Consider the following 12,969-nt stretch of genomic DNA (forward strand, 5'->3'; position numbering starts at 1 on the left):
GCATCTGGCCAGACCCGGCGAATCCCGAAGGCTCTCGGGCTCGTGACGGGTTTGCTCGACGGGATCCTCGACGACATATCCGAGCTCGCCGATCAGGCGACCGACCTGCTGGGCTCGAACCCGCAGCTCGCCAGCGCCGGCCTGGCGGATCTCCGTCCGCGCATACACCGGATTCTGCGCGAGCACACTGATCTCGTCATCGGCGCAGGCGTGGCGCTGGCACCCGATGTGCTCTCCGACAAGAGCCACCACCTCGAATGGTGGTGGGACCGAGGTGGGCGCGCGGCCGAGTCGCTTCGTGTCAATCTTGACCCAGCTGCCCCGGACTTCTACGACTACACGACGACAGACTGGTACACGACCCCGCAACACACCGGCCGATCGCACGTGTCCGGCCCGTACGTGGACTACGCCTGCACGAACTCCTACGGCCTCACGCTGGCTCACCCGGTGATGGCGCGCTCGGGCGTGGTCGCCGTGGTCGCCGCGGACGTGCCGCTCGCTCGGTTGGAGGCGAAGGCGCTCCCGTTGCTCGCTTCCCGCGACGAATGCGTCGTGGTGAACGGACACGGTCGCGTCATTCTCTCGACCACGCCACTCGTTCTGCCCGGAATGCGCTCGTCGGGCGCTGACAGGCCGTCCACTGAGCGCAAGCGCCCTTATGGAGACTGGCGGCTCATCCTGCAGCCTCAGCAACGAGATTGACTGGAATCTGCGCGCTGTCGCGATGAATTCCCGGTAGCAGATGGTCGAACGCCACCACCGGCACATCAGTCGCATTCCGGCTGTGATCGCGAAGCTCACCCTTGCCGGGTGGCTAAAGGGACTCGTCTGAACCCATTGACCGATGACATATGGAGTTGTATGTTTTCGCCACCGAGAAGAACCTATCGTGGTGGAGGGCGGCTCAGATGGCTGAGGATTCTGCTGTTGCAGCGAGTGATGCGGTTGCTGATGCCCAGCTGGCGTTGCTGGGCTACCAGAGCGAGTTCAAGCGTTCGATGAACCTGTGGGCGAACATCTCTCTGGGGTTCACCTACCTGTCGCCCCTGGTCGCCGTGTACTCGCTGTTCGCTCTCAGCCTGGGACTGGCCGGCCCGCCTGCGTTCTGGTGGCTCGCGATCGTCGGAGTCGGCCAGTTCCTCGTCGCCCTGGTGTTCGGGGAGGTTGCCTCTCAGTACCCAGTCGCAGGTGGCATCTACCAGTGGGTTCGCCGGTTGTGGAATCAGCGAGCAGCCTGGCTCGTCACGTGGGTGTACGCCTGGGCCATGATCGTGACGGTCACGGCAGTCGCTGAGTTCGGCAGCGTGTTTGCGGCGAGCCTGTTCGGGTTCGAGCTCACGCCAGGCAACGGGTTCCTCACCGCGGTGGCTCTCTTGCTCATCGCGCTGCTCTTCAACTTCAGCGGCACACGCGTCATGGCGCTCATCGCGCAGATCGGATTGATCGCTGAGCTCACCGGCGTGGTGGCTCTCGGTCTCTACCTGTTGTTGTTCGAGCGCCAGAACAGCTTCTCGGTCCTGTTCGATTCCATGGGCGCCACTGGTGGCTACTCCAGCTACGTAGGAACGTTCTTCGGCGCCGCGCTCACGGGGCTCTTCCTCTTCTACGGTTTCGAGGCCTGTGGCAACGTGGCGGAGGAGGTGTCGGATCCCGGTCGAAAGATTCCCCGGGCGATGCGTCTGACGATCATCGTCGGCGGTGTCTCGGCCGTCATGTCCTTCCTCGGGTACTTGCTCGCTGCGCCAGACCTGCAGGGGATCGTGAACGGAGAGGTGACCGACCCGATCCCGACGATCCTCGAGGGCACGCTCGGCCACACCGGAGCACGCTTGTTCCTCATCATCGCGATGATGTCGTTCGTCTCGTGCGTCTTGTCGCTCCAGGCAGCGGCGAGCCGGCTGATCTACTCCTTCGCTCGCGACGGAATGGCGCCCAAGAGCAGGTGGCTCGCCACGGTGTCGGTCCGGCACGCCGTGCCCACGCGTGCGCTGCTCGTGGCCTGCGTCGTGCCCATGGCGTTGTGTGTCTGGGTCTGGGCCAGCCCCGGTGCGCTGGCGCAGATCACGGCGTTCGCGGTGCTCGGCATCTACATCGCCTTCCAGTCCGTCGTCTTCGCCGCACTGCGGATGCGGCTGCGGGGCTGGCAGCCTGCCGGCGAGTACACGCTCGGCCGCGCCGGCACCGCCATCAACGTCGGTGCACTGCTCTACGGGATCGCAGCAATGATCCTGCTCGTGTGGCCATCGAAGCTGGCGACCGGAACCGACAAGTACCTCGTCCTGATCGGTGCCGTCCTGGTGCTCGGCACTGGTGCGGCCTATCTCGCGATGGCTCGGCCTGACCGGAAGTCCACCGGCCCCGAAGGGGACGCGATCGACATCGCGAACCGTCTCCGCGCCGCACGCACGACGACCAACCGCTAGGGAGCTGGATCGAGCGGGTGGAAGCCCGCGGTCGAGCGACAGCATGTCCAGCACATCAACGTCAGAGGAGAGCCACGATCATGCTTGAGTACGCGGTCCGCAACCCGGCTACGGGCGAACTGGTCAAGTCCTACGACACCGCGAGCGACTCCGACGTCGCTTCGGCTATTGCCAGAGCGCACGCGGCCTACCGCACGTGGCGAGCTTCCTCGACGATCCAGGATCGCACGGCCCTGATCCGTCGGGTGGCTGATCTCTACCGCGAACGCACGGCTCAGCTTGCCGCCCTGATCGTGCAGGAGATGGGGAAGCCGCTGGAAGAGGCGGAGGGTGAGGTGGAGTTCAGTGCCTCGATCTTCGACTACTACGCCGACAACGCCGCCGAGTTCCTGGCCGATGAGGAGCTCACGTTGCTCGCCGGGGAAGGCGGCGCGACCATCAGGCGCGAGCCGCTGGGAGTGCTGCTCGGGATCATGCCGTGGAACTTCCCGGTCTATCAGGTGGCGCGCTTTGCGGCACCGAACCTGTGCCTGGGCAACACGATCCTGCTCAAGCACGCTCCCCAGTGCCCGGGATCGTCCGCGACGATCGCAGAGATCTTCGCCGAGGCTGGATTCCCGGACGGTGCCTTCATCAACCTGTACGCCACCAACGAGCAGGTCGCTGACGTCATCGCCGACCCCAGGGTCCAGGGCATCTCGCTGACCGGCTCGGAGCAGGCTGGTGCCGCAGTGGCCGAGATCGCGGGTCGGCATCTGAAGAAGGTGGTGCTCGAACTTGGCGGATCCGACCCGTTCATCCTGCTCGGCACCAACGACATGGACGCGACCGTGGACGCTGCGCTCGCCGCCCGGCTGGGCAACACGGGCCAGGCCTGCAACGGGGGCAAGCGTTTCCTCGTGCTCGAAGATCTGTACGACGAGTTCCTCTCGAAGTTCACGGCCGGCATGATGAAGTTCGGCAGTCAGCCACTCTCGTCTGTTCTGGCCGCCGATCGCCTGGGCGAGCAGGTGGACCGAGCCGCGGCCGCCGGAGCGTCCTACGTTGCGGCCGCCGAGCGGAGCGGCGCCTCATTCCCGGCTGGCGTGCTCACAGGAGTCACTCCGGAGAACGAGGTCTTCCATGAGGAGCTCTTCGGGCCTGTTGCCATGGTCTTCAAAGTCTCCGACGAGGACGAAGCTGTCCGCCTTGCCAATGACACGCCCTTCGGACTCGGTTCGTACGTGTTCACCAACGACCCTCAGCAGGCACAGCGAGTGGCTGATCAGATCGAGGCCGGCATGGTGTTTGTCAACTGCGTTGACGCGGATGGTGCCGAACTGCCCTTCGGGGGTATCAAGCGCTCGGGCAGTGGTCGTGAACTGGGTCGGCTCGGCATTGAGGAGTTCGTCAACCGGAAGCTGATCCGCACGGCTTTCTAGCTCTGCCGGCTTGGTCGGCACCTCAGGCACTTCAGTCGGTGCGCCGAGGTTCACAGCAGTGAGTCTTGACGTGGTGGCTTGTCCGATCCATCTGAATCTGTCCACAGGCCGTGCAAGAAAGACAGACTGGATCTCATGGCACAGCCCACGGTGAAGTCACTCTCAGGATCGCTTGGGATCCACCTCGCCCCGGCTGGCAGCGAGGCGCTGCCTGACACTCCCATCACGGCAGTCCATATCAGCGAGCTTCTCGACCCTTCGCCCTACCTCACGGGCGGAGAGCTGCTCCTCACGACCGGAATCACTCTGCCGAGAAGCAGGATGGCGTGCCGGCGGTACGTGACGACGCTCCAGCGCAGCGGCGTCAGTGCAGTCGGAATCGGCCTGGGGCCGGTCCATCAGGAGGTCCCAGCCCAGCTTGCGTCCGTGTGCGCAGAGCTGTCCTTTCCCTTGCTCGTCGTGCCGGTCGCCACTCCGTTCCTCACCGTGACGAAGGCGTATTGGCGGGCGCTGTCGCGCTCTTCGGAGCAACACCTCAAGGACGCGATCGCCGCTCACCGGATGCTCGTCGACGCGGCAGCGTCGCCCGACCCTGCAGCGTCGGTGTTGAGGCTGCTGGCGCGGTGGCTCGCTGGTTGGGCAGCGACACTCGATCAGAACGGGACACTGGACCAGGTCCATCCAGCCGGGTTCAGCGACGCCGCCCAGGTGATGCAGACGGAAGTCAAGCGACTCGAGGTGGCAGGAGTCCACTCGGTGGCCTCGTTCGCCGCGGCCGGGAGTGTCGTCGTCCTGTACCCCCTTGCTGTTGACGCCAGAATTGTCGGCTACCTGGCCGTAGGCACTCGAGAACAGTTGAATCCTTCGCAGCGCACTGTGGTCCTCACCGCCTGCGGCCTGCTCAGCCTCGACGCCATGCGCGCCACGGGTGAGGAGTCAGCAGACGCAGCGCGACGAGAGAGCGTCGCAACACTTCTTGAAGATGGATATTCGGAAGCCGCCATGCGACTTGCGTCTCGGTCCGGAGTCCCAGTCATGACTCGGGAGGTTCGTGTTCTGAGCCTGGCGGCCCGCGACGTCCAAGACGTCGGCGAGGCGGTCAGGCGCTGGTGCAAGTCCGCGCTGGGAGTGACTGAGTCCCGTACAACTCAATGGTTCATCATTCCCTTCAGCCACCCTCCGCTGGATGGATTGATCGAAGGCGCACTCTCGGTCGATCCGGCCACTCGTGGCGTTCTGTCCGAGCTCGTTCGCACTGACCACATCGGTGCGGTGCGGGCCCGTCAGGCGCAGTCGCTCACGCGTGTGAAGCCCGGTGCGATCGTGGTCCCTCCTGTTGCGGGATCCTTCGACGAGATCTCCGGACGTCTCGACAGGCTTGGAGAAGCAGGTCCGCAATTGATGCAAGCCGCCGGTGCCTATCTACGTGCCCGCGGGCAGTGGGAGCAAGCATCGCGAGACACGGGCACACACCGGAACACCCTGCGGTATCGAATCGATCGCGTTCGGGACCTCCTTGACCTGGACCTTGATGACCCTGACGTTGCCGCTCGACTATGGCTGCTCATGCGTGAACGGGGGCTTCAATAGTCGTGCAGGACGCACCAAAGTGGGTCCTCATTCGACAGATCGCACAAAGACCGGAGGTTTGTTCACACCTAGTGTCTCGGTTCTAGACGAACACGGAGGTGCTGATGAACCAGCCCGAGCAGAAGCGCCGGCTTCTGACCGAGATCCCCGGCCCGAAGTCGAGGAAGCTCCAGACCCGCAGGAGCGCGGAGCTCGCCGACGGGCTGGGCGTGACCATGCCGATCTTCGTCGAGAACGCCGGCGGCGGCATCATCGTCGACGTCGACGGGAACCACGTCATCGACATGGCCTCCGGCATCGCGGTCACCAGCGTCGGCGCCTCGGCGCCGGAGGTCGTCCGTCGGATGACCGAGCAGGCGGAGCGCTTCACCCACACGTGCTTCCTGGTCACCCAGTACGACGGGTTCGTCGACGTCGCCGCGGCGCTCAACCGGCTGACCCCTGGGGACTTCGCGAAGAAGACTGCACTGTTCAGCACCGGCGCGGAGGCGGTCGAGAACGCGGTGAAGATCGCTCGGGTCGCCACGGGTCGCCCGGCGGTCGTCGTCCTGAGCCACGCCTACCACGGCCGCAGCCTGTTGACGATGACCATGACGTCGAAGAACGTTCCGTACAAGGATGGCTTCGGTCCATTCGCGCCGGAGGTCTACCGGGTGCCGTCGCCGTACCCCTACCGCTGGCCGACCGGCGAGAAGAACGCAGCCGCCGGGGCGCTCGCGGCGCTCCGCGAGATCGTCCTGACGCAGATCGGCGCCGACAACGTCGCCGCGATCATCGCCGAGCCGATCCAGGGTGAGGGCGGGTTCATCGTGCCGCCGGAAGGTTACCTGCGCGGCGTCCAGGACTTCGCCCGTGAGCACGGCATCGTGTTCGTTGCCGACGAGATCCAGACCGGGTTCGCGCGGACCGGCGCCATGTTCGCCAGCGAGCACGAGGGCATCGAGCCCGATCTGATCACCACCGCCAAGGCCCTCGCCGGCGGCCTGCCCCTGGCCGCGGTCACCGGCCGTGCGGAGATCATGGACGCCGTTTCCTCCGGCGGCCTGGGCGGAACGTACGCCGGCAACCCGGTCGCCTGTGCCGCGGCGCTCGGCGTCCTCGAGATCATCGAGCGCGATGGTCTGGTCCAGCGGGCCAGAGACATCGAGGCCAGGATCAAGCCGCGGCTCGAAGGGCTCGCCGGACCTGGGTCGATCGTCGGTGACGTTCGCGGTCGCGGCGCGATGCTGGCAATCGAGTTCGTCCGGCCCGGCACGGCGGATCCGGCACCTGAGCTCGCCAAGGCGGTCGCGGCCGCGTGTCACGCCGAGGGCGTGCTCATCCTGGTGTGTGGCACCTTCGGAAACGTCGTCCGGCTGCTGCCACCTCTCGTGATCGGCGACGAGCTCCTCGACGACGCGCTGGACGTGATCTGCTCCGCCGTCAGGAGGGTGCAGCCGTGATCGTCTCCTACGATCCCCGCACCGGGGCCGAGCTCGGCCGAGTTCCCGAGACCGAGGCTGACGACGTCCGCCGGGTCGTGCTGCGCGCCGCTGCCGCGGCTGGTGTCGTCGGATCGGCCTCCCCGCGCGAACGGCAACGGTGGCTCGGGGCGATCGCCGACGCACTCGAGTCGCGTCGCGACGAGCTCGCCGCGCTGGCCGACTCCGAGACAGCCCTGGGCATGGACCGGCTGCGCTCGGAGCTCGACCGGGCGGCCGGCCAGCTGCGGTTCTACGGCCAGGTGGCAGTCGAGGGCTCGTACGTCGGCGTCACGATCGACGAGTCCGACGGCGTGGCGCCGAGCCTGGTCCGAGTCAACCAGCCGTTGGGACCGGTGGCGGTCTTCGGGGCGAGCAACTTCCCATTCGCGTTCAGCGTCCTGGGCAACGACACCGGCGCCGCACTGGCGGCGGGATGCCCGGTCGTGATCAAGGGTCATCCCGCCCACCCCCGCCTGAGCGTCGAGCTCGCCGACCTGGCCACGCGTGCGCTGTCGGCCGGCGGCGCCCCAGACGGCACCTTCGCCCTCGTGCACGGCCACGAGGCGGGGGTTGATCTCGTCAAGGCACCGGAGATCCAGGCCGTCGCCTTCACCGGATCGCAGTCCGGCGGGCTGGCACTGTGGCGGCTCGCCAACGAGCGCCCTCGGGTGATCCCGGTCTTCGCCGAGATGGGGACGGTGAACCCCGTCGTGGTCACCCGAGCCGCCGCTGCCGAACGCCTCGCCGAGATCGCCCGCGGCTTCGTCGGGTCCTTCACCCTCGGATCCGGTCAGTTCTGCACCAAACCCGGCATCATGCTCGCCCCGGCCGGTCACGGCATGGCCGAGGAAGTGGGCCGCGCGCTCGTCGATCTCGATCCCAGCCCGGTGATGCTGACCGAGTCGATCGCGGGCGGGGTCGCGAGCGGTATTGACGCCCTGCTTGCAGCAGGTGCCGAGGTCGTCGCCCAGGTTGGCGACCGAGGCCCGGGCTGGAGCGCCCCGGCAACGGTGCTGCGTGCGGCACCGCACGCTCTACGGGCCGGTAGCCGTGTGCTGGAGGAGTGCTTCGGCGCCGTGGCCGTCGTCGTCGAGTACAACTCGACCGCTGATTTCGATCGCGCGCTCGGTGCGCTTCAGCCGTCGTTGGTGGCCAGCGTGTTCTCGGGTGGTCTCTCCGACGTCGATGCCTCGCGGCTGATCCGGGTGCTGAGCCGGACCGTCGGGCGGGTCGTGGTCAACGGCTGGCCGACCGGCGTCGCATACACGTGGGCGCAGCAGCACGGTGGCCCGTGGCCGTCGACGTCCGCGCCGGCGGCGACCTCGGTCGGTGCGGCCGGTCTCGACCGGTTCGTACGGCCCGTGGCGTACCAGGCTGTGCCCGAGGAGTGGCTGCCGGCGGCCGCCCAGGAGCAGAACCCGTGGTCCCTCCCGCGACGGATCAACGGAAAGGTGGTGGATCGCAGCCATGTCTGACCGCATGCCGCTGGACGGCGTCGTCGTCGCCGACTTCAGCCGCGTGCTCGCCGGACCGCTCGCCACCGCGACGCTCGCAGACCTTGGAGCGACCGTGATCAAGGTCGAGCGCCGCGGCCAGGGGGACGACACCCGTGCCTGGGGCCCGCCGTGGACCACGAACTCGAGCTCCTACTTCCAGGCCGCGAACCGGAACAAGAAGTCGATCGAGCTCGACCTGTCCGACGCCGCCGACCTTCGAGCTGCGGTGGAGCTCGCCAACAGAGCGGACATCCTGGTGGAGAACTTCCGGGACGGCACCCTCGGGCGCTACGGGCTCGGCTACGAACAGCTCACTGCGACCAACCCGGGACTGATCTACGTCTCCGTCACGGGATTCGGCAGCAAGGGCGGCGCCCACCTGCCGGGGTACGACTTCCTCGTCCAGGCGGTCGGTGGTCTCATGAGCATCACCGGCCATCCAGAGACCGGACCCACCAAGGTCGGTGTCGCACTCGTCGACATCCTCACCGCGAAGGACGCAGTCGTCGGGGCTCTGGCTGCGCTCCGTGTGCGTGACACGACCGGTGAAGGGCAACGAGTCGAGGTCAACCTCCTCTCCAGCCTCCTCGGATCACTGGCAAACCAGGCAAGTGCCTTCCTCACGACGGGGGAGAGCCCGACCCTGCTCGGAAACGCCCATCCGTCGATCGCGCCGTACGAGACCCTGGAGGCAAAGGACGGCCAGCTCGCACTGTGCGTCGGTAACGACGCCCAGTTCGTGCGATTCGCGAGCGAGATCGGGCAGCCCGAGCTCGCGACGGACACCCGATTCGCAACGAACGCCCAGCGCGTCCACAACCGCGAAGCGCTCGTCGCCGCTGTCGAGCCTCTGCTTCGCAACGACACCGTCGACGCATGGACCGACCGGCTCAACGCAGCCGGCATCCCCGCTGGTCGGATCTCATCGATCGCTGAGGCGATCCAGCTTGCCGAACGCCTCGGCCTGGAACCGACTGTCGAGGTCGGCGACGCACCACGGCAGGTCCGAAGCCCGATCAGCTTCTCTCGCACCCCGATCACCACGTACGACGCCCCGCCCACCCTGGGTCAGCACAGCACCGAAATCCGCCGATGGCTGGAAGAAGAGAGAGCCTGATGAGCAACCAGAACACGAAGTCCCTGGGCCCGATCGACCCGCTCGACCTGGCCGGCATCGACGACCAGCTCAGTCCCGAGGAGAAGGCCGTCCGGGACTCCGTCCGGCAGCTGTGCAACGACCGCATCGACCCCTACGTCGCCGACTGGTTCGAGCAGGGAAGCATCGGTGACATCCGCAGCCTCGCCAAGGAGCTCGGGTCGCTCGGTGTGCTCGGTATGCACCTGGAGGGCTACGGCTGCGCCGGCATGAGCGCCACGGAGTACGGCCTCGCCTGCGTCGAGCTCGAGGCGAGCGACTCCGGGATCCGCTCCCTGGTCTCGGTCCAGGGCTCGCTCGCGATGTTCGCAATCTGGAAGCACGGCACGGAGGACCAGAAGAACGAGTGGCTCCCGGCGATGGCTGCCGGCGAGGCAATCGGGTGCTTCGGCCTCACCGAGCCGGACATCGGGTCCGACCCCGGTGCGATGCGCACGCGTGCCCGCCGCGACGGCGACGACTGGATCATCGACGGCCGGAAGATGTGGATCACGAACGGCACCGTCGCTGACGTGGCCGTCGTGTGGGCCCAGACCGACGAGGGCGTCCGCGGCTTCGTGGTGCCGACCAGCACGCCGGGCTTCTCTGCTCCCGAGATCAAGCACAAGCTGTCCCTGCGGGCCTCGGTCACCAGCGAGCTGGTCCTGGACGGCGTTCGACTCCCGGACTCGGCCGTCTTCCCCGAGGTCCGCGGGCTGAAGGGCCCACTGAGCTGTCTCAACGAGGCCCGCTACGGCATCGTCTGGGGCGCCATGGGAGCGGCGCGGTCCTCCCTCGCCGCGGCCCTCTCGTACGCCAACGAGCGGACCCAGTTCGGACGCCCGATCTCCGGGTTCCAGCTGACCCAGCAGAAACTCGCAGACATGAGCCTCGAGTACACGAAGGGTGTCCTGCTGGCTCTCCATCTCGGCCGCCGCAAGGACGCCGGGGTGCTCCGTCCCGAGCAGGTGAGCCTGGGCAAGCTCAACAACGTCCGCGAGGCGTTGGAGATCTGCCGCACCGCCCGGACCATCCTCGGCGCCAACGGGATCTCGCTGGAGTACCCGGTGATCCGCCACATGAACAACCTCGAGTCGGTGCTGACCTACGAGGGCACCGTCGAGATGCACACGCTCGTCGTCGGCCAGGCGCTCACCGGGCAGGCGGCCTTCCGGTGACTCCGCTGACACAGGGGAGGACCTCTCGATGACGTCGGTCGAACGGGTCGGAGTCGTCGGCGGCGGCCAGATGGGCAGCGGCATCGCTGAAGTGTGTGCACGATCCGGCATCGACGTCATCGTCTGCGAGTCCAGCGCAGAGCAGGCAGGTCGCGCCAAGGACCGCACCGAGGGCTCGCTGGCCCGGGCCTTCCGCAAGGGGAAGCTCACCCGCGACCTGCACGACAGGGCCCTGCGCAACCTCCGGTACGTCCACGACCTCGCAGACCTCGCCGACCGCGAGGTCGTCATCGAGGCTGTCGTGGAGAACGTCGACGCCAAGCTGGCGGTGATGGAGCGACTGGACGGGGTCCTCGGTGCTGAAGCGATCATCGCCTCGAACACCTCCTCGGTACCGATCATCGACCTCGGGATGGCAACCGGCCGACCGGACAAGGTCGTCGGGATGCACTTCTTCAACCCGGTGCCAGTGCTGCCTCTGGTCGAGCTCGTCACGTCGCTGAAGACCTCGGACCGGACCGTCGAGGTCGTCACGGCACTTGCCTCGGGACCCCTGGGCAAGCAGATCGTGAAGTCGCAGGACCGAGCCGGATTCATCGTCAACACACTGCTCGTTCCCTACCTGCTCTCCGCAATCCGGATGCTCGAGTCAGGGTTCGCAAGTGCCGAGGACATCGACGCGGCGATGCGTCTCGGATGTGCCCACCCGATGGGGCCGCTCGAGCTGGCGGACCTCATCGGCCTCGACACCACGAAGGCGATCGCCGAATCGCTCTACGAGGAGTTCAAGGAGCCGCTGTTCGCGTCCCCGGCCCTCCTGCTGCGCAAGGTGCGAGCCGAGGAGCTCGGCCGCAAGTCCGGCCGCGGATTCTTCGAGTACACGACGAGTAGCGAGCGGACGCCATGACGATGACCGACGAGGACCTGGTCCTCCCAACGCCACGCGGGCCCCTCGACGACGCCAGGAGCCAGCTGCGCCAGGCAGTCCAGATCCTCGGGTACGACGAGAGCGTCTTCAGCATGCTCTCGAAACCCCGCCGCGAGATGACCGTCAGCATCCCGCTACGCCGCGACGACGGAAGCGTCGAGGTCCTCACCGGGCACCGGGTCCAGCACAATCTCTCCCGCGGACCGGCGAAGGGGGGTCTGAGGTTCGCCCCGGACGTGAACCTCGACGAGGTCCGAGCCCTGGCAATGTGGATGACCTGGAAGTGCGCCCTGCTCGACGTCCCCTACGGCGGCGCAAAGGGCGGCATCAAGATCGACCCACGCCTCTACAGCCAGGCCGAGCTGGAACGCGTCACACGCCGGTACACCAGCGAGCTGTCCCCGATCCTGGGACCTGACATCGACATCCCCGCTCCCGACGTCGGCACCGACGAACGCACCATGGGCTGGATCATGGACACCTACTCCGTCGCCCAGGGTCACACCGTCCTGGGCGTCGTCACCGGCAAACCGCTGTCCCTCGGCGGATCACTCGGCCGGGCGAGCGCCACGTCCCGGGGTGTCGTTCACATCGCGCTCGCAGCTCTCGCAGACCAGCGCATGAACCCGGCGAGCGGCTCGGCGGCGGTGCAGGGATTCGGCAAGGTCGGCCGCGACGCTGCACGGTTCCTGTTCGATGCCGGCATGCGCGTGGTGGCAGCGAGCGACCAGTACGGAGCCGTCCGCGACGATGCCGGTCTCGACGTCCCGGCCCTCGAGGAGCACGTCGACCGCACCGGCAGTGTCATCGGCTTCGACCTCGCTGACGCTATGCCGGAGAAGGCCGACCTGCTCGAGCTCGAAGTCGACGTTCTCGTCCCCGCGGCGACCGAAGGTGTGATCCACGAGAACAACGCATCCCGGGTCCGCGCGCGGATCGTCGTCGAAGGCGCCAACGGGCCGTCGACCGCCGCCGCCGACGACGTGCTTGCCGCGAACGGCGTGGTTGTCGTTCCGGACATCCTCGCGAACGCCGGGGGAGTAGTCGTCTCCTACTTCGAGTGGGTGCAGGCGAACCAGGCCTACTGGTGGTCGGTCGACGAGATCGAGTCACGGCTCAAGGACAGGATGGACCGGGCCTGGGTCCGAGTCCGCGACCACAGCGTCGAGCACGGATTGACCCTCCGCGCGGCAGCGACGTCCCTGGCCGTGAAGACCGTCGCCGAGGCACACAAGGCGAGGGGTCTCTACCCGTGACATCTGTCGTGTGGATCAGAGACTGCTCGCCAAGGGCACGTCAGAGTTGCTGACCTCAGTAACCGGCACCGACGTG

Annotated in this window: 10 protein-coding genes; all 10 read left to right on the top strand. The window is 67.1% G+C overall.

From position 1 onward, the window contains the following. Nucleotides 1–42: 42 nt before the first annotated feature. Nucleotides 43–705 (top strand): PDC sensor domain-containing protein, encoded by a 663-nt coding sequence (locus tag ACVW00_RS07820; protein WP_457110335.1) that lies wholly within the window; start codon nucleotides 43–45, stop codon nucleotides 703–705. 206 nt (nucleotides 706–911) lie between these two features. Continuing rightward, complete coding sequence (locus ACVW00_RS07825; protein WP_457110336.1) at nucleotides 912–2,426, top strand: APC family permease; 1,515 nt, start codon at nucleotides 912–914, stop codon at nucleotides 2,424–2,426. A gap of 80 nt (nucleotides 2,427–2,506) precedes the next feature. Then, a complete protein-coding gene (locus tag ACVW00_RS07830; protein ID WP_457110337.1) occupies nucleotides 2,507–3,847 on the top strand; it encodes an NAD-dependent succinate-semialdehyde dehydrogenase in 1,341 nt (446 codons plus the stop codon). 135 nt (nucleotides 3,848–3,982) lie between these two features. Continuing rightward, the gene (locus tag ACVW00_RS07835) at nucleotides 3,983–5,437 is read left to right on the top strand and encodes a PucR family transcriptional regulator ligand-binding domain-containing protein (protein ID WP_457110338.1); all 1,455 of its coding nucleotides are present in this window, start codon (nucleotides 3,983–3,985) and stop codon (nucleotides 5,435–5,437) included. Between the two features lie 104 nt (nucleotides 5,438–5,541). Beyond that, nucleotides 5,542–6,879 carry a 4-aminobutyrate--2-oxoglutarate transaminase gene (gene gabT / locus ACVW00_RS07840; protein WP_457110339.1) on the top strand — a complete coding sequence of 446 codons (1,338 nt, stop codon included), beginning with the start codon at nucleotides 5,542–5,544 and terminating at the stop codon, nucleotides 6,877–6,879. Further along, the gene (locus ACVW00_RS07845) at nucleotides 6,876–8,375 is read left to right on the top strand and encodes an aldehyde dehydrogenase family protein (protein ID WP_457110340.1); all 1,500 of its coding nucleotides are present in this window, start codon (nucleotides 6,876–6,878) and stop codon (nucleotides 8,373–8,375) included. The genes gabT and ACVW00_RS07845 overlap by 4 nt, the downstream gene beginning before the upstream one ends. Then, nucleotides 8,368–9,513 (top strand): CaiB/BaiF CoA transferase family protein, encoded by a 1,146-nt coding sequence (locus tag ACVW00_RS07850; RefSeq protein ID WP_457110341.1) that lies wholly within the window; start codon nucleotides 8,368–8,370, stop codon nucleotides 9,511–9,513. Before ACVW00_RS07845 ends, ACVW00_RS07850 begins: the two co-directional genes overlap by 8 nt. After that, entirely contained in the window at nucleotides 9,513–10,709 is a 1,197-nt protein-coding gene (locus ACVW00_RS07855; protein ID WP_457110342.1) for an acyl-CoA dehydrogenase family protein, read from the top strand. Before ACVW00_RS07850 ends, ACVW00_RS07855 begins: the two co-directional genes overlap by 1 nt. A 28-nt stretch (nucleotides 10,710–10,737) precedes the next feature. After that, the gene (locus ACVW00_RS07860) at nucleotides 10,738–11,616 is read left to right on the top strand and encodes a 3-hydroxybutyryl-CoA dehydrogenase (protein WP_457110343.1); all 879 of its coding nucleotides are present in this window, start codon (nucleotides 10,738–10,740) and stop codon (nucleotides 11,614–11,616) included. Next, entirely contained in the window at nucleotides 11,613–12,893 is a 1,281-nt protein-coding gene (locus ACVW00_RS07865) for a Glu/Leu/Phe/Val family dehydrogenase (protein ID WP_457110344.1), read from the top strand. Before ACVW00_RS07860 ends, ACVW00_RS07865 begins: the two co-directional genes overlap by 4 nt. Nucleotides 12,894–12,969: the final 76 nt, after the last annotated feature.

It is taken from the genome of Marmoricola sp. URHA0025 HA25, assembly GCF_054059435.1.

Excerpts from the sequence above, each read along its gene's own strand:
- ACVW00_RS07825 (WP_457110336.1), top strand. The coding sequence starts at position 912 with ATGGCTGAGGATTCTGCTGTTGCAGCGAGTGATGCGGTTGCTGATGCC.
- ACVW00_RS07830 (WP_457110337.1), top strand. The coding sequence starts at position 2,507 with ATGCTTGAGTACGCGGTCCGCAACCCGGCTACGGGCGAACTGGTCAAG.
- ACVW00_RS07835 (WP_457110338.1), top strand. The coding sequence starts at position 3,983 with ATGGCACAGCCCACGGTGAAGTCACTCTCAGGATCGCTTGGGATCCAC.
- gabT (WP_457110339.1), top strand. The coding sequence starts at position 5,542 with ATGAACCAGCCCGAGCAGAAGCGCCGGCTTCTGACCGAGATCCCCGGC.
- ACVW00_RS07850 (WP_457110341.1), top strand. The coding sequence starts at position 8,368 with ATGTCTGACCGCATGCCGCTGGACGGCGTCGTCGTCGCCGACTTCAGC.
- ACVW00_RS07855 (WP_457110342.1), top strand. The coding sequence starts at position 9,513 with ATGAGCAACCAGAACACGAAGTCCCTGGGCCCGATCGACCCGCTCGAC.
- ACVW00_RS07860 (WP_457110343.1), top strand. The coding sequence starts at position 10,738 with ATGACGTCGGTCGAACGGGTCGGAGTCGTCGGCGGCGGCCAGATGGGC.
- ACVW00_RS07865 (WP_457110344.1), top strand. The coding sequence starts at position 11,613 with ATGACGATGACCGACGAGGACCTGGTCCTCCCAACGCCACGCGGGCCC.